Below are 24,887 nucleotides of genomic sequence, written 5' to 3'. Positions count from 1 at the left end.
TTTTCCTATAATGCAAACCAACGCTTATCTCTACTTCGGAGGAACATATATCATTGTTTCATAACTTGCATTTTCCCCTGTGTTAAGTTCTGCAGTAACGACTGCATAGTAGAAACCTGCCTTCCCTACTTTTCGCGCATTTAATTCACCTTCATTCATCCCTACCGCTACATCCGTATCCTCTATAAGCTGTCTATCGAATACAAGCGTGTCTGGATCATACAAATTCACTTGTACTTTTGTGGCTGGCTCTGTCATATAATAGTGATACGAAAATGTATCATTCGATAAAGGCTCTAATGCAAATTCAAACCCCATCGCCTTTGGGTTATCCGCATTCTGATTAACAAATAAATACGGTATATGATGTACTGTATTGCTTTGCTTTAACGTGAGCCAACCTTGATGAACGCCTTCTTCTAACTGTTGAGATGTTATTCTTGCTCCAATAGAAAGTTGTTTTGTTTCATTCGGTGGTATTGTTACAGCTTGTGGTAAGTTCCAACTTATCCCGCGTTGCTTATATGGCATGTCGAAATAATACGTTTGTTCTTCATTTGTCCTATTTTCTATGGTAATTTGTTCGTTTTTCACTTCACTGTTCCCCTGAACTTTACCAAACGTTATTTGTGGATCATCTATAATCGTCCTCGTTTCTATAGCTTCTTTAGGCTGAATGAGGCCCATTCCTTGAATGGTAGGATGTAACGGTTTTTGATTTACTTCCATTCGTAACGCTGTCGTTTTAATCGCTCCATATATTTGTTGATTCGTCCACTCAGGTCTAGCTTCTTTTATTAATGCAATGACACCACTTACATGAGGAGCAGCCATGCTTGTTCCTTGTAAAGCTTGATAACCACCAGGAACTGTACTTACAATATTCGTCCCAGGCGCGACAACATCTGGCTTAATATTCCAATTAACAGTGACTGGCCCTCTTGAACTAAATGGGGCAATAGAAGAAGCTTTGTTTTCGTATTTCGTATCTAAATGAAGATGATCTGACTGTAAGTATTCCTCCAGCCACGCACCATCCTGCTTCGATATCGAAGCAACCGGAATCTGAACAGCATCTTTCGCAGTAGATACATCTCCTTGTAGAGTTCCTTCTTCATTGTTTGCAATGATTACAGCTTTAGCACCGGCAGCTTGGGCTTGTTCCACTTTTTCAACAAAAGGAGTTTCATCTCGTTGAAAGAGAGCTATTTTCCCTTTTACATTTGCGCCTTTGTTTGCACGCATAATGGGATAAAATGTATCGAGCAGCCACGACGGTGCACCCGCCATTTCTTGGATAGAAATACGCTTATTCTCCCATCGAGCATATAAATATGGGACTTGTTGTGGATGACTGGCAGCACCAACGGATAATGCGTGATTTGCTGTCGCAGGTGAGCCAACAGTCCACCCTCCAGGACCCGCATTCCCATTCGCTATAACAACAGCAACACCTAATTCAGCAGCTTTATTTACAGCTACACTTGTCGGATAATCTGGTCCATTCACTTGGTTACCTAAAGACAAATTAATGATATCCACATCATCTTTTATCGCCTGCTCCATAGCAGCAATTACCTGTACCGAAGTACCACTTCCTCCTGGACCTAACGCGCGATAACCGTATAACTCCGCATCAGGGGCTACGCCTTTTAAATTTCCGTTGGCAGCAATAATGCCAGCAACATGCGTACCGTGTAATGTCGGTTCTCCTTGTTGCGGCTTTGTTTCCATCGGATCATTATCTAAATCAACCACATCATACCCTGATTTATAATTCGTCTGTAAATCTGGATGGTTATAATCTATTCCAGTATCTATCACGCCCACTTTAACACCTTTACCTGTATATGTTGTATTATTCAAATCAAAAGGATAAATGGCGTTTTTATCGTTCGGTTGATTAAATTGGCTCGTTGTTGTTTCATATTTATGGACGGGGTGAACGTTTTTCACAAACTCTAGCGACCCCATTCGCTCCAGTTGTCTTTTATCTCCTTTTAAAGCAAGACCGTTAAACAATTCTGTATACACTGCCACTACTTGAATAGAGGGATAATGATTCTCCAAAAACAATTGATGATCTTTTGGATTACCTTTCACTTCAATAATAATGGATTTCTCATTCATTTTTTGCTTCTCTTTCAACTGTTCTCCTGAGCTAGTAACACCTATAGAAATAAGTGTCATTATCACGACTATCATACTAATAATCATTATTCGTACACGCATAGCATCCTCTCCTTAATAAGTAGGATTTGATGAAAGAAAGGGAAATATACGTGTATATAAGAGCTAATACCCATTTACGCTGTTCAAGTGCAACCGCTACGAAAAACACTATGCATATGGTGATAAAACGATGTCGCTTGCCTTATACTATAAAACCGAAAAAGCTTTATACTTTTCGATAATGCCAAAAAAGAGATGCTAGGCATACGTAGCATCTCTTTTTTTATATATTATTTATCAAAATAATCCACTATAGTATCAGCAATTCTGCGGGAGGCTTGTCCATCACCGTAAGGGTTTGACGCTTTTGCCATCTTCTCATAAGCTTGTTTATTCGTTAACAATTCATTTGCCATTTGATAAATAGGTTCTTCTTCTGTTCCAGCCAATTTCAACGTTCCAGCTTCAATGCCTTCTGGTCGCTCTGTTGTATCTCTTAACACAAGGACAGGAACTCCAAGCGATGGTGCCTCTTCCTGTACACCTCCAGAATCTGTCAATATTAAGTGTGCACGTGACGCGAAATTATGAAAGTCAACGACACCCAAAGGGTCAATTAAGTCAATACGCGCATCATTACCTAAAATCTCATCTGCTGCTTGTTTCACAACAGGATTCAAGTGTACCGGATAAACAACGTGAACATCATCATGCGTTTCCACTAAACGTTTAATTGCTCTAAACATTTGCTGCATATTTTTCCCTAGGTTCTCTCTCCGATGTGCAGTCATGAGAATAAGTCGTTTTCCTGCTATACGTTCTAAAATTGGACTCGTGTACGAAGGGTCTACCGTAGTTTTCAGTGCATCAATAGCTGTATTTCCTGTAACAGCAATTCGTTCGCTAGGCTTATTTTCCTGTAATAAATTCGCTTTTGATTTTTCCGTTGGAGCAAAGTGTAAGTCTGCCATAACCCCGGTTAATTGGCGATTCATTTCTTCTGGATAAGGAGAGTACTTATTCCACGTCCTTAGACCAGCTTCTACGTGACCTACTGCAATTTGGTTGTAATATGCAGCAAGAGAAGCAGCAAACGTAGTAGTTGTGTCTCCATGAACAAGCACAATATCAGGCTGTGTCTTTTTCATTACTTCGTCTAGCCCCTCTAACGCTCTTGTCGTAATTTGCGCTAGTGTTTGTTGCTTCTTCATAATGTTCAAATCATAATCTGGGGTAATGTCAAAAATCCCCAACACTTGATCTAGCATTTCACGATGTTGTGCAGTCACAGTGACAATGGATTCAAATTCCTCACTCCGCTTGTTCAACTCGAGAACGAGCGGAGCCATTTTAATAGCTTCTGGCCTCGTTCCAAAAATCGTCATTACTTTTATCCGATTACGTGTCATATATGTTCACTCCAGAATGTATTGTCATTTCCATCTATTGTACCGAAAAAAAGCTTATCTTGCTATCCTGCACCTAAATTTTGTGGACTACTTTGTTCCAAAAAGTCGATCGCCAGCGTCTCCTAATCCAGGAATAATGTAACCTTTTTCATCCAACTTTTCATCCATCGCACCTAAGTAAATGTCAACATCAGGGTGCTCTTGCTTAATTACTTCTACGCCTTCTGGAGCAGCTATTAAACACATCAACTTTACATGCTTCGCTCCCCTATTTTTCAATGAATGGATTGCATCATTTGCCGAACCACCTGTTGCTAACATAGGGTCAATAACGATCAATTCACGCTCATGAATATCAGAAGGTAATTTTATATAGTATTCAACTGGCTGTAATGTATTAGGATCACGATAAAGCCCAACATGACCTACCTTAGCAGCAGGTATTAAATCAAGCATTCCGTCTACCATCCCTAATCCTGCACGCAGAATAGGTACTAAACCAATTTTTTTGCCTGCTAGAACGTTTGATTTTGTTTCCATTACTGGGGTTTCGATCGTTTTTTCTTGTAATGGAAGGTCTCGTGTAATTTCAAATGCCATAAGCATGGAAACTTCATCGACTAACTCACGAAACTCTTTAGTACCCGTGTTTTTATCTCTTATGTACGTTAGTTTATGTTGAATTAATGGGTGATCAAGTACAAATACTTTTCCCATGTCGCCGTTCACTCCTTTTGTTTAGTTGCATCTTTCAAATTGTACTCAAAATTACTTTCACATGCAAGTTATGCTTTACATTGGCTCCATTTGTTGGATCCCTTGATCGATAAGATAGAAACACCCTTCACATACTTCCTGCATCATATAAGTGTCATGATCTAGACACATTTAAACATAGATACTCTTTATACAGGCGAGTCAACATTCCATGGTTTCGGAAAACGTAGCTATTCACGAAATTTAAATCATTTTTTATATGTTAAAGTAAGGTTGCCTCCTTGTAGACTTTCTTTAACAAACATTTATTATTCACAGTATTATTTATGAGAAAAACTGTACTATTTCATACTTTATATAAGAAAAATTTAGTTTACCGCCAGGATGCTGTGATTTTTCTTATACTGTAAACCTTAAAACTTCTACTTTCCTATAGTATGAAAAAAGGCTCAGGGCGCCGGCAAGCCCGCCTTTAGTCGGCCTTCCTATTTAGAATGAACCGATGATGACTTAGCGTAAGGTAATGGAGTGAAGTCGCCTAGTTGCTGGTCGCTGGAGCCGGACGTGGCTAAATAACTTAGTTAGTTTATCCACAACTGCATTTCTAATTTCCTAGACTATAAAAAAAGAGATGCCAAATCGGCACCTCTTTGTTATGCATAAACAGCATAAAGTGGAAATTTTTCAGTTAATGTTTTCACACGTTGTGCAGCTGTCTCTAGCACCTTTTGATCTTCATGATTTTTTAACGTCATTGCCATAATAGACGCTATTTCTTTCATTTCTGACTTGCCAAAACCACGCGTAGTAACTGCTGCTGTTCCAATACGTAAACCACTAGTAACAAACGGACTTTCTGTATCAAAAGGTATCGTATTTTTATTAGCAGTTATTCCAATTGAATCCAATACGTGTTCAGCTACTTTCCCTGTTAAATCTAGTGGAGTAACATCTAATAATAAAAGATGGTTATCCGTACCTCCAGATACGATACGTATTCCTTCAGATTGTAACGCTTCTGCTAGCATCTTGGCGTTTTCAATAACATGTTTACTATACGTTTTAAAAGAATCAGTTAATGCCTCTTTAAAAGACACGGCTTTAGCTGCAATAATATGCATTAACGGGCCACCTTGCATTCCAGGAAAAACGGCTTTATCGATTTTCTTAGCAAATGCTTCCTTACACAAAATCATACCGCCTCTAGGTCCTCGTAATGTTTTATGTGTTGTCGTCGTAACAAAATCAGCATATGGAACTGGGTTAGGATGTAAACCAGAAGCTACTAAGCCAGCAATATGCGCCATATCCACCATTAAATATGCGCCTACTTTGTCAGCAATCTCACGAAATTTTGCAAAATCAATAATTCTTGAATAGGCACTAGCCCCAGCTACGATAAGCTTTGGCTTTTCCTGTTCTGCTATTTTTAAAACAGCTTCATAATCTAGTTTTTCTGACTCTTGATCAACACCATAATCAACAAAGCGATATAACGTACCACTAAAATTAACTGGACTACCATGTGTTAAATGTCCGCCATGATTCAAATTCATACCTAGCACTGTATCGCCAGGTTCTAAAACTGTAAAGTAAACAGCCATATTTGCCTGAGCACCAGAATGAGGCTGCACGTTTGCATGATCCGCACCAAACAACTGCTTTGCACGATCTCGAGCAAGGTTTTCAGCGACATCTACATGTTCGCATCCTCCATAATACCGTCTTCCGGGATAACCTTCTGCGTACTTATTCGTAAGTACAGATCCCATCGCTTCCATTACTGCTTCTGACACAAAATTTTCAGAAGCAATTAGTTCAATATTATCTTGTTGACGTTTCTTTTCCGCTTCTATTGCTTGAAAGATTTCGATGTCAGCTTGTTTAACATAGTCCATTTAATAACCCCCTTTTATGTATAATTCTATTGTAGCCTTAAACGGTTAGAAGAACAAACCCAATTTTTACTTCGTATTCATTGTAAAAGAAAGGAACTCTTTCTATATAAGTATTGGAACAGCAAGCGTCTGATTTAGAAATGTGCTAAAAATCTTAATACGGTTTTCGCTTATTTCATTGACAGTCTCTGTTCATGGAGTCATAATTATCATCAGAATAGACAGCACGAGCGCCGCCAATTCTTTTCGCACGCGTATAAGCTGCATTAACACGTGCTTCTCCTAAAAATCGTTGTTGAAACCGAAAAGGTATAGCAACTGGTTTCAAATGCATTCCAATCATCGTCTCACCAATATCTATCCCTGCATGTGCTGTTACACTCTCCACTACTACAGAATCTTCCAGTTGTTCAAATGCATAAGCAGCCATTGCCCCACCAGCTTTTCTAACTGGTATAACGGATACTTCCTCAAATTGAAAATCAATCATCGTGCTTCTTTCCATTACCAATGCTCGATTTAAGTGCTCACAGCATTGAAAACAGAGGCGAATTCCAGTTTCATCTGCCAGCTCCTTTAATGCTTGATAAATAATAACCGCAACCTCTTTCGTTCCTGCCGTTCCAATAGACTTTCCTGCTACTTCACTAGTTGAACATCCAACCACAAATAAATTTCCGCGCTGAAGACGCCCTGACGCTTGCCACTCTTTCTGAATTCCTTTCATTTGCACTGTTAATTCTTGATAAAACGGCTCTTGCATCAACTTGAAACACCTTTCTTTCGTTATAAAAGAATCTCTAATAAGTGTGGTTTTTTATCACACACTTATTGCACTCCATCTTCATATGTTGCAATTTTACCAATTCGATTTTCATGTCGACCGCCATCAAACTCTGTTTCTAACCATACTTTTGCCACTTCACGTGCTAATCCCGGACCAACTACCCTTTCCCCCATAGCAAGTACATTCGTGTCATTATGTTGTCTTGTTAACTTCGCACTATATACATCATGTGTAAGCGCACAACGAATGCCTTTTACTTTATTTGCAGCGATAGACATGCCAATTCCAGTTCCACAGATGAAAATGCCACGATCAAATTCCCCTTTTGCTACACGTTCCGCTGCAGGTAGTGCGTAGTCAGGATAGTCAACAGAACCTTCGCAACTACAACCTGTATCTTCAAACTCCATTCCCATTTCAGTTAACAAATCTTTGATTTCGTTTCTAATTGTCATACCTGCATGATCAGCTGTTATAATTACTTTCATTTGTATAAACTCCTTTTTGTCTCTTATTTTATCATGTTCATTCCATTACATCCTAGCCATTAGTCACCTCTTTGTGCGACAAGGACAGTTCTAATGTTGATATTAACCTAGATAAAGATGGGCTTCATCGCCAAAACTTGCTAAAAATTACCAAAAACAAAAATCATTTTACTGTAAACTGATTAATTTGTTTATTCAAATTTTTAGCCTGTTCTTCCAACGCATGCGCTAATTCATCAATCTGTTCTATGGTGGAAGCTTGTTCATGTATAGAGGCATTCACTTCCTCAGCACCAGCAGATGTCTCCTCAGCTACAGCCGCTACCTCTTGGGATTGCTTTACTGTATTTTGAATGGATTCCAATTGGCGATCGACTAAATCTGTAATTCTGCCAATCTCTGTTGCCACCTCACTTACAGAACTAGACATCTCTGCAATAGAGGAATCTGTTAATTTGCCATTACTTGCTTCCTGTTTTGCATAGGATACATTATCATTAATTTTCCCAACTACGGTTGCAACATCCTCTTGTATAGCAGTAATTAATCCAGAAATTTGCTGCACAGCTTGTGCACTTTGATCTGCAAGCTTCCGAATTTCATCAGCCACTACAGCAAACCCTTTCCCATGTTCTCCGGCGCGAGCAGCCTCAATCGAAGCGTTGAGAGCTAATAAATTCGTCTGCTCAGCTATTTCACCTACAAGTGTAATAATGGTTTCCACTTGTAGCGCATTCTGTTTTAAATGATCCACATCTTTAAGGGAAGCTTCCTGTTCATTGGCAAGTTTTTGAATTCCTTCCACAAGTTGATTAACTGCGACTTTACTGCGCTCTAAAATTTCCATCATAGCGTTCGATTTATGTTTTGAATCATTTGCTTTTCGTTGCACTTCCTCGGCAAGCTCTGTTGACATTTCTACTGCTTCAGCGGTATTTTGAATGGATTCTGATGCGCTTTCTGCTCCTTTAGAAATTTCATCAGCGGAGGAGCGTATTGACATAGAATGATGGCTTGCTTGTTCGGAAGCCTGCCGAATTTGTACAACAGATTGATTCGTATTTTCAAAATGTTGATCGATATTATGTACAATATTGCGTAAATTTTTTAACATGCTATCAAAAGCGAGTCCTAAAGCTTTTACTTCATCATCTGATTTAGAGATTTCAATAACTTGATTTAAGTTCCCTTTAGCAGCTTCTGAAGCGGCTGCTTCTAACTTTTCTAACGGTTTAACAATCACTCTTGCAGCAAAAAAAGCGAGTATACCAGACCATATAATACCAAGGATAAACGTCGTTATTGTAAAAAAGTGTTCAGAAACGTCCCAGTAATCCTTTACATAGTCATAAATAAAGTATATAAATATAGCACTTACTGAATACGTTACCAAAGCTAAGCTCGTCGTAAATAGCACGAGTTTCAAGCGCAAACTGAACCGATATTTCTTCTTCTCCATAGATCATTCCCCCGTCTACTTTGTAAGTTTTTTACGAAGCAGATCAATATACTTATCCAACTCATCAAGCGTATCCTGATAGGTCCGCAAATCTCCACCAAAAGGATCAGAAATATCATAATTGATTAGATTCGCTTCTAGCCTTCGAATATTCACCATGTCTTCGGCTAAATGTTCTTGAATGCGTTGATTGAGAAGAGAATTATCCAGTTTATGCTGATGTTTCTGGATAAATATTGATCTTTTTTCCTCATAATCTGCATATGCTTTTTTTAACTTTTCCCATACTTCTTTATCGGCTTCTAAGACATATTCTTTTAATGTAAAGTATTTATCTTGAAATTGGGGGAAACTCATAATTAACGACTGCTTGTGCTGGGTTGTCATTGTTAAGACAACGTCAGCCCAATGAAGTAAATCTTTCGTAACCGGTTGGGAAAGATGGTTCATTTTTATTTGCTTTTGCTTTAAGACTTCAATCGTTTTAGGATTTGCTTGTTGATCATTGGCTGCAAATATACCAGCTGATTGTACTTCTACTTCCGGAATTTTATGCTTCACTAAGGCTTCAGCCATTGGGCTACGACATGTATTACCAGTGCACACAAATAACAATCTCATAATGTTACCTCCGATACTAAACTCTGATATCAATATATCATATCCATCTTTCCTTTCACCAGTTCTTCCCCCTGTATAAAGACGAATGAACAAATTCCTTTAGTAACTAGAAAAAACTTGGTATACTAACCAAGCCTTTGCGAAAATATAAAAAACATGCTTAACGCTAAATATTTACTGCAAATAACGTTGCTACTTTTGTTCGTGTAAACTTTAAAATATTGAACCTTCCATATAGCAGAAAAACACGCGAACTATTTTTAGATTTTTCCTATTTAGCCGAATAATACATGTAAGCCAAAAGCAATTAAAATACTCCCTCCTAATAGCTCACTATAAGCACCTAAGTAACCTTCTACTCTCCTTCCAAGCAGCATGCCAATCCAAGATAGACAAGCACTTACCATTCCAAATAACAGAAGTGCTATAACCGTTTTGACTCCAGAGATACCTAAACTTAGCCCAACAGAAAAGCTATCGATACTTAAGCCGAGAGCTAACAAAAGCAATCCAACACCAACTGGTTGAATCATTTTTTTCACATTCTGATTAAAAGCAGAAAAAAACATTTGGGCACCAATCCCTACAAGTAACAATCCGCCAGCTAAATTAGTTAAACTACCAATTTGTTCTGATATCATAGTACCAAATAGAATACCTAAAAATGGCATAAGTATATGAAATAGCCCTAATACAACCCCAATGAGTGCTATTCGCTTTAAACGAAGACGTTGTAACCCTAATCCTAAACTGACAGAAAAGGCGTCAAGTCCAAGCGCAAAAGCTAAAAATAATAAGGCTGTCACCTCACCAATGTATCCTGACACGTAAACTCCCCCTTGGACATGCTTTTAAACTATATGATGATCCAAGGGGAAATATGTTTAATTTCAACTAGCGTTGCTTAGTAGCCATATTAGATGTGATTCATTTTGTTTCCCCCATATATTTAGCTGTAGTTAAACAAATATAAAAAATACAAATACAACACTTTGAGAAGTAGCTTCTCAAAGTGTTGTAAAAACCTCTACTTTTTATGGAATTTCGCATGTTTTCTCATTGCAGGAACCAGTAGAAAAAAACCATCCCTATCTTAGATGACAGACTCAATAATGGTTCAAAAACCTTACATACATATTCTGTTGATGCTGTTTATACCATTCTCTCATTTGTTAGTTGATATTATAATCGAATCCATCCGTCTATCCGACATAGGAACATCTACACCTTATGATGAAAAGGGCAAGTTACCCTTTCCCTCGTTTATTTCAAAATCCGCTGGAACTTATTATTGTAACAACTACAATGCAATAATACGACTAGCTGCTTTCGTTAAGCGATTCATTACTGCTTGTCCAATACCTTGTTCGGGAAAAGACTCACAAAGAATAATATCAACTTCCCCTAATTTAAAGGTACGTAATGCGTCATATAAATTGGCAGCTACTTGCTCCATTGTATTTCCTAGCTTTATAATTTCTTCTACCTGCAGCTTTTCAACGGTACCGTCTTTCCCCATAACACCAACTCTTTTTCCTTCCATTTGTAAACGATAAATCATACTCTGCAAGTGTTCGCTAGCCCCAGGAACAATCCATAGCGGAACTTCAGGGGAATAATGCCGATACTTCATGCCCGGAGATTTTGGTTGTTCATTTTCATTTTTTACTGCTAATCCAGGATCAACCATCACAGCCCCAGCTACTTTTTCAATTTGCTCTTTCGTGATACCACCCGGTCGTAAAATAACCGGAATATCCTGCGTGCAATCAATGACAGTTGATTCTAATCCAACACCCGTAGCCCCACCGTCCAAAATTCCAGCAATCTTATCACTTAAATCATGCCATACATGTTGAGCACTAGTTGGGCTAGGTCTTCCCGATATATTGGCACTTGGTGCAGCAATTGGCAACTGACATGCGGATAGCAATTGATGAGCAACTGGATGACTCGGGATCCGGACACCGACAGTATCTAAACCTGCAGTTACAGCAGCAGAACACACATCATTACTCGGTAAGACGAACGTAATTGGCCCTGGCGTATAAGCAGCTAATAGTTTATCTACATAAGCAGGCCAATAACGCACTAAACTTTCCATTTGCAAAGCATCGGCCACATGAACAATTAGCGGATTATCCTGCGGACGCCCTTTTGCGTGAAATATTTTCTGTACTGCTTGCTCATTTGTAGCATTAGCTCCTAAACCATACACAGTCTCTGTTGGAAAAGCTACAATTTCGCCTTGTTGCAGTAACTGACTCGCTTCGATTATCGACACTTGTTGTTCTCTTTTAGTCATTTTAGATATATTCCAATACTTCGTTTTCATTTTCAGTTACCTCTTTTCTACTAACATTATTTTAGTAGATCAAGACGGGTTGCGCAATGAAAGCAAACAGAGTTACTATTATTTTGATACTTGATTACTAAGGACACATTTCATAATCGCTTCGACAACAATGGGAGTAATTCAAATCGAAGAGCATTTGCCGCGATTCAGTACAAAGAGGCTAGGAAGAGAGAAGGTTTTTCATTCCAATACAGGAAAGTATGAGATGCTTTTGGTTTATAACAAAAACAGGCTTCTGCCATATGACTTGATGACATGTCAAGTTTTTTCAAGAATAAGATGGAAATTATCATCACTTTTTCTACATTAAAATCCTGTGGATAACTAATAAACAACATATCCACAAGCCTTACATTTATAAACCTTTATTATAAGGATTTTTTTACATTTATACACATTTTCCACAACAAACTTAAATGTTATCCACAAAAACAGTGGATAACATTGTTAGTAACTTAATTTTTTGGCAATTTATTTTAAATAAACATCACGAAACATGATACAACCACCAATTACCGTCTTTTTGATCAATTTTATTAACAAAAGCTCTTTCTTTCTGTGGATGAAACTGCAAGGCTTCAAGTAAAATATCCACAACTGGTTGATGACTATGCACATAAACTCTTTTTGCATGCTGTTGTTTAGCCATTGTTAAAATGGATTCCAATAATACTGGAAGGACAGCTGCTTCAGTTTGTGTAATATATAGCTGTTTTAACCAATACGTTCCTTCTTCCATTTCCTCAAGCATAAAACAGCCTTCTATCTTTCCTTTTATCTCAACAACATACCCTTTTTGTAATAAACTACACTTATTCATATGTGGATTACTTTGTAAAAAGTAGTCTAACTTTTCCTGCGATACTTTGTTAGCCTGAATTAAATTCATTTCTACTCACCCCTATTACGTTTTAATAGTTTTGCTTATATAAATATAGTATATGCACAGACAACGAAATTATGACCAGCCTAACCATTCAAACAAGAAAAAGCTCACTTCCGTATCCGCATCATCTTCGTCTTCTTCTCGCTCCAATTCTTTCTCTTCTTCTGTGTCTTCTGCCGTTTCAGCTGATACGGCGCTCGTTCCGTTAGAAAAATCTAGAAAACAGAGAGGAGGAAATAAAACACACCACCAATTGTCACCTTTCCCTTCTCCAATTGTAATTAAAACTGCTTCATATTCACCTGCAGGATATAAAAATTCACCATATATTTTCGTTGGAAAGGAAACATTTTTATCGTAAGACACTTCATAACTTTGTTTTACATCCGCTTCTTTGAGCACAGACCCTACAATCTGATTTAATTCTGGTATACGTTTTTCTATTAAACTTCTAGCCTGCTCAATATCTGTAATATCCTCTACCCATTTCGTAATCTCTTTATTCACTTGATCGCGTATACTTCTTTTTAATTCTTGATCTGCTTCACTATCACTATTAGCTAATATACGTAAACGGATCGCTTCATCCGGAATGACTTGATATTCATCTTGATTGTTAAGCGCTGTTTCGCCTGATTTTTGGCTTATCACTTGCCCAGGAATAATTAATAATCCAATAAATAATATAACAACAAAAAATACTAGCTTTCTCATCACCGTCTTCCCCCTTTGTATTCTTCATTATGTACAAAGGTCGATGATTTTAAACTAGTATTCTTAAATATTATTATTTACAATGACCATCCGATCTTTTCCATTGATGTCTTGTAACACCTGCGGATAGCTGCCAGGGTACACATGCTTCATTAATGCAGCTACAGCTTCCCCTTGTTGATAGCCTATTTCAAAAGCAACCAAACTAGGTTTCTCTGGCAATTTTATCATTTGGTCAGCGATTTTTTTATAAGCAGCTAATCCATTTTGTTCTGCAAACAAAGCTAAATGAGGATCAAAGTTTTTTACTGTATCTGCCATAAAAGAAATATCACCCCTCGCAATATACGGAGGATTACAAACCAATACATCCATAGAAATATTTTGCTCTAGTATTGGTACTAAAAAATCGCCAGCAGTAAATACAACAGTAGCTTGATGTCGGCTCGCATTTTCCTTCGCTATTTTTAAAGCTTGGTCCGAGATATCTGTAGCGTAAACCATCGTCTTAGGCATCTCTAAAGCGAGTGTTATGGCAATTATGCCACTTCCTGTACCTACATCAACAATAGTCGGACACTTATTCACAAAGTGATCGTTAACATGTTGAATAACCTGCTGCACGAGCTCCTCGGTTTCAGGTCTCGGAATAAGTACATCTTCGTTTACCTTAAATTCCCGTCCGTAAAACGAAGCGTACCCTACCAAACGCTGTACTGGTATCCCCGTTGAAGCATGTTGTTTAATAGCTGCCATATACGGTGTAAGCACTTCGTCTGGAACAAGCTGTTGCATATTCATGTAAAATTTAGTAGCGGTTACCTGTAGAAAATGTTGTAGCAAAATAACGGCAACATTTTTTTCTCGACCGTGTTCCTCTAAAAAAAGGGAAGCCCATTGGAGGACTTCGTATTGTTTCTTCATTTCCATATTATTCACCAATTTGTTCCAGTTTTTTCGTTTGCTCTTCTATAATTAATGCTTCAATAATTTCATCTAATTTACCTTCTAGAATTTGATCTAGTTTCTGAATAGTTAAACCAATCCGATGATCGGTTACACGATTTTGCGGAAAATTATAGGTACGAATACGTTCTGATCGATCTCCAGTTCCTACTGCTGATTTACGATTTTCATCGTATTCAGCTTGAGCTTCTTGTTGATACATATCATATATTCTAGCTCGCAGCACCTTCATTGCTTTTTCTTTATTTTTAATTTGCGATTTCTCATCTTGAATGGAAACTACGATGCCTGTTGGCACATGCGTTAAACGAACAGCTGACATCGTTGTGTTAACACTTTGACCACCTGGTCCACTAGAGGCAAAGGTATCCACACGTATATCCTTTTCATGAATATCCACTTCTACTTCTTCAGCCTCAGGCAGTACAGCCACTGTCGCCGTTGATGTATGAATTCTTCCGCCTGATTCCGTCTCAGGAACACGCTGAACACGATGGGCGCCGTTTTCATATTTCAAACGAGAGTAAGCACCTTTACCGTTAATCATAAAGATAATTTCTTTGTATCCACCTACACCAGTTGTATGAGCTTCCATGACTTCTAGTTTCCACCCATAAGTCTCGGCGTAACGGGAATACATCCGGTATAAGTCTCCTGCAAATAATGCCGCTTCGTCTCCACCGGCAGCTCCGCGTATTTCCATAAATACGTTTTTATCGTCATTTGGATCTTTTGGTAATAGTAAAACTTTTAACTTCTCTTCCAATTGTTGTTTATTTTCTGTAAGTTCGTTAATTTCAAGTTTTACCATTTCTTCCATTTCTTCATCTAGCTCGTCTTCTTGCATTTCTTTTGCGTCTTTTAACTGCTGTACGACATCTTTATATTCTCGATAAACTTGAACAACATCTTCTAAGCTTGATTGTTCTTTGGAATATTCTCGAAGCTTTGTCGCATCGCTAATTACTTCCGGATCACTTAGCCATTCATTTAATTTATTGTAACGATCTTCTAAAGATTGTAAACGATCTAACATCACGGCCACCTCTTTCTAATTAACAGTATAATTATAGTATACTCCTGTTATTAGGTCAAAATCGGTGTGGATTAAAGACAAGAACTTCTTTAAAACACCTCTAAGTTCGTGTTCAGGTTGTGCTAGTCTTATTATTTTATACGAGATAAGAAAATCGGCTTATTTGGACATTTTTGTTAAACATATGTTGGTTGTTGCTTTATTCGGTTTATTTGGTACTTCATGGTGATGGCGGCATCTTGGCTCATAAGATTCAGAAGCGCCAACTAATATAATTGGATCATCATAAGAAGCTGGTTGCCCGTTGATTAAACGTTGTGTTCTACTTGCAGGAGAACCACAAATGGGACAAATAGCATTCAACTTCGTGACGGACTCGCTTAACGCCATTAATTGCGGCATAGAACCAAATGGCTCCCCACGAAAATCTGTGTCTAAACCAGCGACTACAACCCGTATACCAGCATGCGCTAATTGTTCTACAATAGTAACAATGGACGCATCAAAAAATTGCGCTTCATCTATACCAACAATATCCACATGTTCATTTACATGTTCAAGCAAATCTGCTACATCTTTAATTGGTCGAGCGATTATCGACGTTCCATTGTGAGATACGACTGCTTCTTTTTCATAACGGTCATCTAGAGATGGCTTAAATACTCTTACAGTTAAATTAGCGTATGTAGCACGTCGGACCCGGCGAATCAATTCCTCTGATTTACCTGAAAACATGCTCCCACAAATCAATTCTACCCAGCCACTTTGTTTCATTACATACATACGTCTTGTCCCCCACTTTTCCATTTTCGTTTATTTCCATTTTGCTTATCCGTTCGTTTTTCTATACATGCTTCACTTTTTATGAACATACAACGACTTGCAGTTCATTTACAAATTTCCATGGTGAAAACTGTAGTTTTGCTTAGAATGTTATATGTTTCTATAAGTATTAGAAAGACTTGGCTTGTTTCCCAATCTTATGGCGAGAGCCGTAGTTTTTTCTTATACTATAATCCTTAGAAATGTTATCTGTCTCTATAGTATAAAGTAAAAAAACAGGCAAAGTTGGACATTTTGCCTGTTTTATACACTATTGTAAATAGATGATTCGTGTTCGGAACTTCTTGCGTTCCAACAATTACTTCATATTATATTTTTTCTTGAAGCGATCCACTCGGCCACCGACTTTATCAGCTTTTTGCTTACCAGTGTAAAATGGATGTGATTCTGAGCTGATCTCCACACGAATTAATGGGTACGTATTCCCATCTTCCCACTCAATTGTTTCATTGGATGATTTTGTAGATCCACTTAAAAATTTAAAGTCGGAACTCGTATCAAGAAAAACTACTTTTTGGTACTCTGGATGAATATCCTTTTTCATGTTTTCCACTCCTTTTTGCCCTGAATCCTTTGGAGACAGAGTTATTGTAAGAGCCCTCATAGGTAAAATACCTGATCTAAACTCACATAAAAAGATTATAACAGGATGATTTCTATAATGCAATAGTAGGCTCTACCTAATCGGGGTTAGAAAAATCTTGGCTTAGCGTCACGTGTCTATAGGAAAAGCTGTAGTTTTGTTGACATGGAAAGACGTATTAGCAAATCCCAATGCAAGCAATGACTGTATTCTTATATAGGATAAATCTAATTTTATACTTGGCTAAAGTGTAAAAAGTGTGGCAAGCTTAGATTATTCTTTAAGAACGTTTCATGCGACGTCGTTTCATCTCTTCATCCATCATTTGGAAAAATTCCTCATTATTTTTTGAAGCTCTTAATCTACGTAAGAAGCGTTCCAGAAAATCATTAGAATCTTGCATTGTTTTGCGAATGGCCCACATTTTATCCAAGTGCGATTTGTTAACAAGTAATTCTTCTTTTCTAGTTCCAGACCGTAAAATGTCAATCGCAGGAAATATACGACGCTGAGCCAAATGACGATCTAAGTGTAATTCCATATTACCGGTTCCTTTAAATTCCTCATAAATCACATCATCCATGCGTGAGCCTGTATCGATCAATGCTGTCGCTAATACTGTGAAGCTTCCACCCTCTTCAATATTACGGGCAGCTCCAAAAAATCGTTTTGGACGATGAAACGCAGCAGGATCAATACCACCTGATAACGTACGTCCACTAGGCGGAATAACGAGGTTATAAGCGCGCGCCAAACGAGTAATACTGTCCATTAAGACGATAACATCTCGCTTATGCTCCACTAAACGCATTGCCCGTTCTAATACAAGCTCCGATACTTTAATATGACTCTCCGGCACTTCATCAAATGTCGAACTGACAACATCCACATCAGGATGTACAGAGCGCTCAATGTCTGTTACTTCTTCAGGGCGCTCATCTACTAAAAGAATAATTAATTTCGCATCTGGATGATTTTCCGAAATGCTGTTGGCAATCTCTTTTAATAAAGTTGTCTTCCCAGCTTTAGGTGGAGCAACAATTAGTCCACGCTGTCCGTAACCTACAGGTGTCATTAAATCAATAATGCGTGTTGATATTTCATTTGATTTCGTTTCTAGCTTCATGAAGCGATCTGGGTATAATGCCGTTAGCGCTGGGAAATGCACACGTTCTTTCGCTGTTTCTGGGTCATCTCCATTGACAGCATCTACATGTAATAGACCATAATATCTTTCGTTTTCTTTAGGAGGTCGAACCTTCCCAGATACTTTATCACCATTACGTAAATCAAAGCGCCTAATTTGCGAAGCCGAAATATAAATATCTTCAGCACTTGGTGAATAGTTAATCGGTCTTAGAAAGCCAAAGCCTTCGGAAGGAATAATTTCTAATATCCCATCCATAAAGAGGTAGCCATCTTTTTCCGCTTGCGCTTTTAAAATTGCAAAAATTAGTTCTTTTTTCGTTAACTTTGCATAATAAGAGATTTTATACTCTCTTGCTAATTGGTAAATCTCCTTTAATGTTAACGTCTCCAAACGGGAGATAGTTAGTCCTGCCATAAAATCACCTTACCTATAAAATTTTACTTTCTTTATTGAAAAACTTGGCTATTTGCTTCTTGATGACAAAAATGTGGCCAATTTCTTTGTCGTATAAAGCCTAAAAAATTTGACTTGTTGACACGTCTTCCAAGCAGAAAAAGCTGCTATTTTTACTATAAACCAAAAAATCTTAAACTTTCCTATAATAAAAAAGATATATTTGGTTTTACTAGTCAATCTACTAAATGATACGAGGATCACGCACAAAAAGACGATGTAAGATCGTATTTTCTTCTTTAAAAGCTGTTCATCTGGAATTACATATATAGTAAAATCCCAGTCCAATTTTTCTTCATTTCTAGTATATTTCGTATCAAAAGTTTTTAGTTTGATTGCTGTAATAGTTATTCCTACTTAGTTGTAAAGCAATCGTTTTTACATCGTCTTTTCCTTAGAAAGTGTAAAAGGCAACTGCATTAATTGAAAAATTCAGTTTATGGGCAAGTACGCCAGACATGTATTTTAACTGAGATGACCTTTTCCCTTAAGTAACCTTATTCATACTTTATGCTTCATGTAGAATGCAGCCTGTACCAACTACCTAGTGTGTTCCTGATACTTGAGAAATGTAGCATGAGATAAACATGACTGACACCAAGCCTTGATGTCAATAGTTACCGTTTTTCTTATACTTTAAACTGCTAGAAATTTTGATACTTTCCTAATAGCACAAGAAATCAAATAGAATTTTTCACTTCTTTATTGGAAAGCCTGTCTTCGAAGAAATGAAGATATTTTGTAGGGAAGCTAGATTCGAAGTTCAACATAACACATAAATTATAAACATATACCATCTTACTCTTTTAACATGCAAAATTCAACCGTATAACGCTATTTAATTACACAAATTATATTAGGTTCATTTTAGCATATGTGAAGGAATCTTGAAATAAAACAGAATTGATAAAATGCAAGACAATTCAAAGCGGGGTATTCCTCGTAATGGTTGACATTAAAACATGAACTACAACGAAATCTATGAAGAAATTATCTTTCTCCTCAGCTGTTATCCACAATCATCTTATAAAATCTTTTATAATACTTAGGCTAAATCTAATCTTCTACGGAAACTTGCGCTTTTCTTATACGATTATCGCCCACTCTTTATGGTAAATTCGCCCATAGTGTAAAGAAAAGGAAGCTGGTGTGCGTAGCTTCCTTGTTACATAACAGTGAAAAGATAAGGAGCGAGCTACCCCGTTTAGAGTTTTCCTTAGTTTCGATCTCGAAGTAGAAATCAGCTCGCTCCATGCAAGCTTTGTAATAAAATATATGTTCTATTCATTCCCCATTATGAAGTGAAGTATACCTGTTATTTTATAACGAAATCTGGTTTTTTCTGCAAGCTATGTGTACCATCAATAAAGCGAACGGTTCCACTTTTTGCTCGCATAACTACTGTTTCAGTAGTAGCATTCGTTCCTTTAAATTGAACGCCTTTTAATAATTCTCCATCTGTAACTCCAGTAGCAGCAAAAATGGCGTCATCCCCGCTACAAAAATCATTCATATACAATACTTTATTAATATCCCTAATACCCATTTTCGAGCAACGATCGGATTCTTCTTTATTTGCAGGAACCAACTTACCTTGTATTTCTCCCCCCAAGCATTTAAGAGCAGCTGCTGCAATAACACCTTCTGGAGCTCCGCCAATTCCTAATAAAATATCCACTCCAGTTTCATCAAAAGCTGTATTAATAGCTCCTGCAACATCACCATTTGAAATTAGTTTAATGCGAGCGCCAGCCTCGCGGATTTCCTCAATTAATTTATGGTGACGTGGGCGATCCAAAACAGTTACTACTACATCTTCTACCGCTTTATTTTTTGCTTTAGCAACGGCTTGTAGATTATCAAATGTAGAAGCATTAATATCAATTGTACCAACTGCTTCAGGGCCTACTGCGATTTTATCCATATACATATCTGGTGCATGTAATAATGTTCCTTTATCTGCTATTGCAATTACAGAAAGTGCATTCCAAGAGCCGTTTGCCACGATACTCGTTCCTTCTAGAGGATCAACAGCCACATCAACCCCTGGTCCATTGCCTGTACCGAGCTTTTCTCCAATATATAGCATAGGTGCTTCGTCCATCTCTCCTTCGCCAATGACGACCGTACCTTGCATTGGAATTGTATCAAAAACAGCACGCATAGCGGTTGTCGCTGCATCATCTGCTTCTTCTTTCTTACCTCTTCCCATCCAACGTGCTGATTTTAAAGCTGCGGCTTCCGTAACTCTTACTAATTCCATTGATAAGCTTCTTTCCAAAGTTAACCTCTCCCTTTTGTAAACTGTCCTCATCCCAAGAAGAAGTTTGACAAAAGCATTCTCTCTTTAACAAGCTGATTTCTTCTTAAATCATCTTTACACAACTAGTATACGACATATGATTTATAGATGAAACTATCCAACTGCATTATATAACTTAACTATCCAATTAGAAAAGCTTAATTATCCATATATACGCCGTCGTTTTGCTTCATAAACCTAAAATTATATGCTTTTCTATCGTATGACGTTACGAATTTTGTAGTTCTTCAACTTCTTCCTGCGTCATCGTATCGCGCCAAATTTTTGCACCTAAGTTCGTCAGTTTTTCTGTAATCTTTTCGTACCCGCGATCGATATGATCCAATCCCGTTATTTCAGTAATTCCCTCAGCCATTAAGCCGGCAATAATTAATGCTGCTCCAGCACGCAGGTCCGTAGCATTCACTTTAGCACCTTGTAATTGCACAGGGCCTGACACAATGGCAGATCCACCTTCCACTTTAATGGAAGCATTCATTCTGCGTAACTCGTCAATATGCTTCAATCTTGCCGTATAAATCGTATCTGTAACAACTCCAGTACTTTCTGCTTTTGTTAGCAGCGTTGTAAACGGTTGCTGTAGATCTGTAGGAAAGCCAGGATATACGAGTGTTTTTATATCTACACTTTTAAAAGGTTGCTTTGGCGCAATAAATAGTTGCTCATTATTTTCCTCGATAGGAACGCCCATTTCCCGCATCTTTGCTAATAGTGACTCCAAATGTGGAGGAATGACATTATCAATTGTTACTTCTTTTCCCATAGCAGCAGCTGCTATAGCAAATGTTCCTGCTTCAATGCGGTCCGGAATAATCGTATGACGGCAGCCGTTTAAATGAGGAACGCCTTCTATGCGAATCACATCCGTACCAACGCCTTTAATCTTTGCACCCATATTTGTAAGCAAAGTGGCTACATCAATAATCTCAGGCTCTTTAGCTGCATTTTCTATAATGGTCTTTCCTTTTGCTTTTACAGCAGCAAGCATAATATTGATCGTTGCCCCAACGCTAACAACATCTAGGTATATACGTGCACCGGTCAATTCCTTCGCACGCAAATATATTGCTCCCTGTTCATTCGTAACTTCTGCTCCAAGTGCTTCAAAACCTTTAATATGCTGGTCAATAGGTCGAGGCCCTAAAAAACAGCCACCAGGTAACCCAATAACCGCTTTTTTAAATTTCCCAAGCATTGCACCCATAAAATAATACGATGCTCTTAGTTTTTTCACTTTTCCATTTGGCAGCGGCATCGCTATCATCTTAGCAGGATCAATGTGCACGGTTTGTCCATCCCAGGAAACCGAACCTCCAATTTCCTCTAGTAAATCCCCTAATGTGTACACATCAGATATTTGCGGAAGTCCTTCTATCGTCACGTCAGAGTCAGCCAATATAGCAGCAGGTAATAATGCGACAGCACTGTTTTTCGCTCCACTTATACGAACTTTGCCATTTAAAAAATGACCACCTTCAACGAACATTTTTTGCATGTAAAAACCTCACTTAAGCAAGGAACATGCGAGCGCATATCCATGCGCCCACATTTACTTGCAATCTTTATTGCAGTAAACACTGCCTTGTCTCTTAGGTTGTACAATATTTCCAATTATATGCAACTATTTTTGTTTATTCCAATCCGCCAAAAACTTTTCAATTCCTTGATCTGTTAATGGATGTGACACGAGTTGCTGAAGTACTTTAAATGGAATAGTAGCTATATGTGCACCGTTCTGTGCAGCATCTATAACATGTAAAGGATGGCGAATTGATGCAGCAATAATTTCAGTGTGAATGCTATGCTTCCTAAAAATATCAGCGATCGTTTCAATTAGATCCATTCCGTTATGCCCAATATCATCGAGGCGACCAAGAAAAGGAGACACATAAGTTGCACCAGCACGAGCAGCAAGCAAAGCTTGATTTGCATTAAAAATAAGTGTAACGTTCGTCTTAATGTTTAAATCACTGAATGCTTTCACTGCCTTTAAGCCTTCTAGTGTCATGGGAACCTTCACTGTAATATTAGGGGCTATAGCCGCAAGCTCTTTTCCCTCTCGGATCATGCCCTCTGCATCTTCTGCAATTACTTCGGCACTAACCGAGCCAGACACTTCATTCGTTATCTCTTGCAGACGATCATGAAAAGATACACCTTCTTTTGCTACAAGACTAGGGTTTGTGGTTACCCCATCTAGAACACCAAGTGCATTTGCTTCACGAATTTCATCAATATTAGCTGTATCAATAAAGAATTTCATAAATTCCTGCCCCCTTCACATATTGTATAAAAAACTTAGCTTGTTTTTAAAGCAATCTATCTTCATATTATAAAGCATGAGCTTGTATAAGATAAGAAAATACGTTTATGCTTTTTGTGATGAACCAAATTCACGCATTTTACCAATAACTGTTTCTTTAATCGCATCTTTACCAGGTCCTAAGTATTTACGTGGATCATATAGATCAGGGTTTTCGTTCAAAACTTCACGTACCTTATTCGCTTGAGCGATTTGATTTTCTGTATTTACATTAATTTTAGCAGTTCCAAGTGAAACAGCGCGTTGAATATCTTTTGTAGGAATACCTGTACCTCCGTGAAGTACTAAAGGAAGTTCTACTGTATTTAAAATTTCTTCCATTTCTTTGAAGCCAAGGTTTGGTTCCCCTTTATAAGGACCATGAACAGAACCAAGTGCAGGAGCTAAACAGTCAATACCTGTTGCATCAACCAATTTTTTACACTCTTTTGGATCTGCATAAATAACTCCATCGGCAACTACATCGTCTTCTTGTCCACCGACAGTACCTAGTTCAGCTTCTACAGACACACCATGAATGTGAGCTAATTCCACGACTTTTTTCGTAACAGCTATATTTTCTTCTAATGGATCATGAGACGCATCAATCATAACAGAAGTGAAACCAGCATGAATTGCTTCCGCACACTTCGCAAAGCTTGAACCGTGATCTAAATGTATCGCAACAGGTACAGTTGTGCCATATGCTTCCATTAGTGATTTCACCATTGCAACAACAACATTAAAACCACCCATATATCTTGCAGCACCTTCAGAAACCCCGATAATAACAGGAGATTTTTCCTCTTCTGCAGCTTGCAAAATGGCTTGACCGTACTCTAGGTTATTTAAGTTAAATTGACCAACTGCATAACCATTTTCTTTTCCTTTTTCTAACATTTCTTTCATTGATACTAATGGCATGTATATCCTCCTCTAGATGAACATTACACCTATGTCAAAATAAATTACATTAATAGAATACCAACAACTGCACAAAGTCGCAACAATACGCTTGTGAAATTATTTCAAAATGGAGTGAACCAATTCGCAAACTTCCTTAATATTAAATGGTTTACTAAGAATGGTTACAATATTATTACAATCTTCTTTTTCTCGAACAATACCTTCTGTCATGCCAGTCATGACAATTACAGGGATTTGATTGTTTGGCTTTTCCAACTGCTTCACTACTTCAAATGCATTGAATATCGGTAATTGATAATCCATCAACACTAAATGATAAACGGAAGTATTCATCTTTTCTAGCCCTTCTTTTCCGGTGCTAGCAGTTTCCACATGATATCCTTCTTCCGTTAGTATATCCGTTAATAGCATACAGATACCTGGCTGATCATCAACAACAAGGATTGTTTTTTTCACTATTAACTTCCCCTTTCCAAATCATTTGCCCCCAACAATACTATTCTCTATTACATAACAGATATCCTGCTGCATTGGCTGTTTATCTTAGAGAAACTTGGCTTGTCGCCATGTCCTATGGCGAAATCTGCAGTTTTTCAATTTTATACTTTTCTATCGTATAAATAAAATAAGAACAAAGGCTCGGGGCGCCCGGTTAGCAACGTAGCGAGTGGAACGAAGCAACTGAAGTTTTAGGAATCATGCTCCTGCAACAGGAGTATGCCGGCGCCCTCCGGCAAACCCGTCTTTAGTCGGCCTTCCTATTTAGAACGAACCGACGATGACTTATCTTAGAGCAA

Annotated in this window: 22 protein-coding genes; all 22 read right to left on the bottom strand. The window is 37.9% G+C overall.

What is annotated here, in order from left to right; all coding sequences use genetic code 11:
- Window positions 1–30 precede the first annotated feature (30 nt).
- Window positions 31–2,232, bottom strand: a complete 2,202-nt coding sequence (locus tag BUB45_RS11540; protein ID WP_280157452.1) for a S8 family serine peptidase — start codon at window positions 2,230–2,232, stop codon at window positions 31–33.
- 230 nt (window positions 2,233–2,462) lie between these two features.
- Complete coding sequence (wecB, locus tag BUB45_RS11535; RefSeq protein WP_073009263.1) at window positions 2,463–3,581, bottom strand: non-hydrolyzing UDP-N-acetylglucosamine 2-epimerase; 1,119 nt, start codon at window positions 3,579–3,581, stop codon at window positions 2,463–2,465.
- Between the two features lie 87 nt (window positions 3,582–3,668).
- A complete protein-coding gene (upp, locus tag BUB45_RS11530) occupies window positions 3,669–4,298 on the bottom strand; it encodes a uracil phosphoribosyltransferase (RefSeq protein ID WP_073009260.1) in 630 nt (209 codons plus the stop codon).
- Window positions 4,299–4,951: 653 nt separating this feature from the next.
- Window positions 4,952–6,196 carry a serine hydroxymethyltransferase gene (locus tag BUB45_RS11525; protein WP_073009257.1) on the bottom strand — a complete coding sequence of 415 codons (1,245 nt, stop codon included), beginning with the start codon at window positions 6,194–6,196 and terminating at the stop codon, window positions 4,952–4,954.
- Window positions 6,197–6,371: 175 nt separating this feature from the next.
- Window positions 6,372–6,959 carry a TIGR01440 family protein gene (locus tag BUB45_RS11520; protein WP_073009254.1) on the bottom strand — a complete coding sequence of 196 codons (588 nt, stop codon included), beginning with the start codon at window positions 6,957–6,959 and terminating at the stop codon, window positions 6,372–6,374.
- 65 nt (window positions 6,960–7,024) lie between these two features.
- Window positions 7,025–7,471: a ribose 5-phosphate isomerase B gene (gene rpiB, locus BUB45_RS11515; protein ID WP_073009251.1), complete on the bottom strand. Its 447-nt coding sequence runs from the start codon at window positions 7,469–7,471 to the stop codon at window positions 7,025–7,027.
- A 163-nt stretch (window positions 7,472–7,634) separates the two neighbouring features.
- On the bottom strand, window positions 7,635–8,930 hold the full coding sequence (locus tag BUB45_RS11510; RefSeq protein WP_073009248.1) for a methyl-accepting chemotaxis protein: 1,296 nt from the start codon (window positions 8,928–8,930) through the stop codon (window positions 7,635–7,637).
- Between the two features lie 15 nt (window positions 8,931–8,945).
- The gene (locus BUB45_RS11505) at window positions 8,946–9,551 is read right to left on the bottom strand and encodes a low molecular weight protein arginine phosphatase (protein WP_073009245.1); all 606 of its coding nucleotides are present in this window, start codon (window positions 9,549–9,551) and stop codon (window positions 8,946–8,948) included.
- Between the two features lie 275 nt (window positions 9,552–9,826).
- Window positions 9,827–10,378: a manganese efflux pump gene (locus BUB45_RS11500; protein WP_073009242.1), complete on the bottom strand. Its 552-nt coding sequence runs from the start codon at window positions 10,376–10,378 to the stop codon at window positions 9,827–9,829.
- Window positions 10,379–10,851: 473 nt separating this feature from the next.
- Window positions 10,852–11,886, bottom strand: a complete 1,035-nt coding sequence (locus tag BUB45_RS11495; protein WP_073009238.1) for an L-threonylcarbamoyladenylate synthase — start codon at window positions 11,884–11,886, stop codon at window positions 10,852–10,854.
- 508 nt (window positions 11,887–12,394) lie between these two features.
- On the bottom strand, window positions 12,395–12,796 hold the full coding sequence (locus tag BUB45_RS11490; RefSeq protein WP_073009234.1) for a GNAT family N-acetyltransferase: 402 nt from the start codon (window positions 12,794–12,796) through the stop codon (window positions 12,395–12,397).
- A gap of 69 nt (window positions 12,797–12,865) precedes the next feature.
- Entirely contained in the window at window positions 12,866–13,507 is a 642-nt protein-coding gene (spoIIR, locus tag BUB45_RS11485; RefSeq protein ID WP_073009231.1) for a stage II sporulation protein R, read from the bottom strand.
- A 63-nt stretch (window positions 13,508–13,570) separates the two neighbouring features.
- A complete protein-coding gene (gene prmC, locus BUB45_RS11480; RefSeq protein ID WP_073009228.1) occupies window positions 13,571–14,437 on the bottom strand; it encodes a peptide chain release factor N(5)-glutamine methyltransferase in 867 nt (288 codons plus the stop codon).
- A gap of 1 nt (window position 14,438) precedes the next feature.
- Window positions 14,439–15,509, bottom strand: a complete 1,071-nt coding sequence (prfA, locus tag BUB45_RS11475; RefSeq protein ID WP_073009225.1) for a peptide chain release factor 1 — start codon at window positions 15,507–15,509, stop codon at window positions 14,439–14,441.
- Between the two features lie 159 nt (window positions 15,510–15,668).
- The gene (locus BUB45_RS11470) at window positions 15,669–16,292 is read right to left on the bottom strand and encodes a thymidine kinase (RefSeq protein WP_073009223.1); all 624 of its coding nucleotides are present in this window, start codon (window positions 16,290–16,292) and stop codon (window positions 15,669–15,671) included.
- A 358-nt stretch (window positions 16,293–16,650) separates the two neighbouring features.
- Complete coding sequence (locus BUB45_RS11465) at window positions 16,651–16,896, bottom strand: type B 50S ribosomal protein L31 (RefSeq protein WP_073009220.1); 246 nt, start codon at window positions 16,894–16,896, stop codon at window positions 16,651–16,653.
- Between the two features lie 319 nt (window positions 16,897–17,215).
- On the bottom strand, window positions 17,216–18,499 hold the full coding sequence (gene rho / locus BUB45_RS11460; RefSeq protein WP_073009217.1) for a transcription termination factor Rho: 1,284 nt from the start codon (window positions 18,497–18,499) through the stop codon (window positions 17,216–17,218).
- A 1,354-nt stretch (window positions 18,500–19,853) separates the two neighbouring features.
- Window positions 19,854–20,819 (bottom strand): class II fructose-bisphosphatase, encoded by a 966-nt coding sequence (glpX, locus tag BUB45_RS11455; protein WP_073009214.1) that lies wholly within the window; start codon window positions 20,817–20,819, stop codon window positions 19,854–19,856.
- Between the two features lie 250 nt (window positions 20,820–21,069).
- Window positions 21,070–22,356 (bottom strand): UDP-N-acetylglucosamine 1-carboxyvinyltransferase, encoded by a 1,287-nt coding sequence (locus tag BUB45_RS11450; protein ID WP_073009211.1) that lies wholly within the window; start codon window positions 22,354–22,356, stop codon window positions 21,070–21,072.
- A 126-nt stretch (window positions 22,357–22,482) separates the two neighbouring features.
- The gene (fsa, locus tag BUB45_RS11445; protein WP_073009208.1) at window positions 22,483–23,124 is read right to left on the bottom strand and encodes a fructose-6-phosphate aldolase; all 642 of its coding nucleotides are present in this window, start codon (window positions 23,122–23,124) and stop codon (window positions 22,483–22,485) included.
- A 105-nt stretch (window positions 23,125–23,229) separates the two neighbouring features.
- A complete protein-coding gene (locus BUB45_RS11440; RefSeq protein ID WP_073009206.1) occupies window positions 23,230–24,087 on the bottom strand; it encodes a class II fructose-bisphosphate aldolase in 858 nt (285 codons plus the stop codon).
- A gap of 99 nt (window positions 24,088–24,186) precedes the next feature.
- Complete coding sequence (locus tag BUB45_RS11435) at window positions 24,187–24,546, bottom strand: response regulator (RefSeq protein ID WP_073009203.1); 360 nt, start codon at window positions 24,544–24,546, stop codon at window positions 24,187–24,189.
- Between the last annotated feature and the right edge of the window lie 341 nt (window positions 24,547–24,887).

Origin of the sequence: Virgibacillus chiguensis, assembly GCF_900129865.1 — a bacterium.
GTDB classification, from domain to species: Bacteria; Bacillota; Bacilli; order Bacillales; family Amphibacillaceae; genus Virgibacillus; species Virgibacillus chiguensis.
Note: the sequence above shows the minus strand (reverse complement) of the source record. Positions and strands in the feature narration are given on the sequence as shown.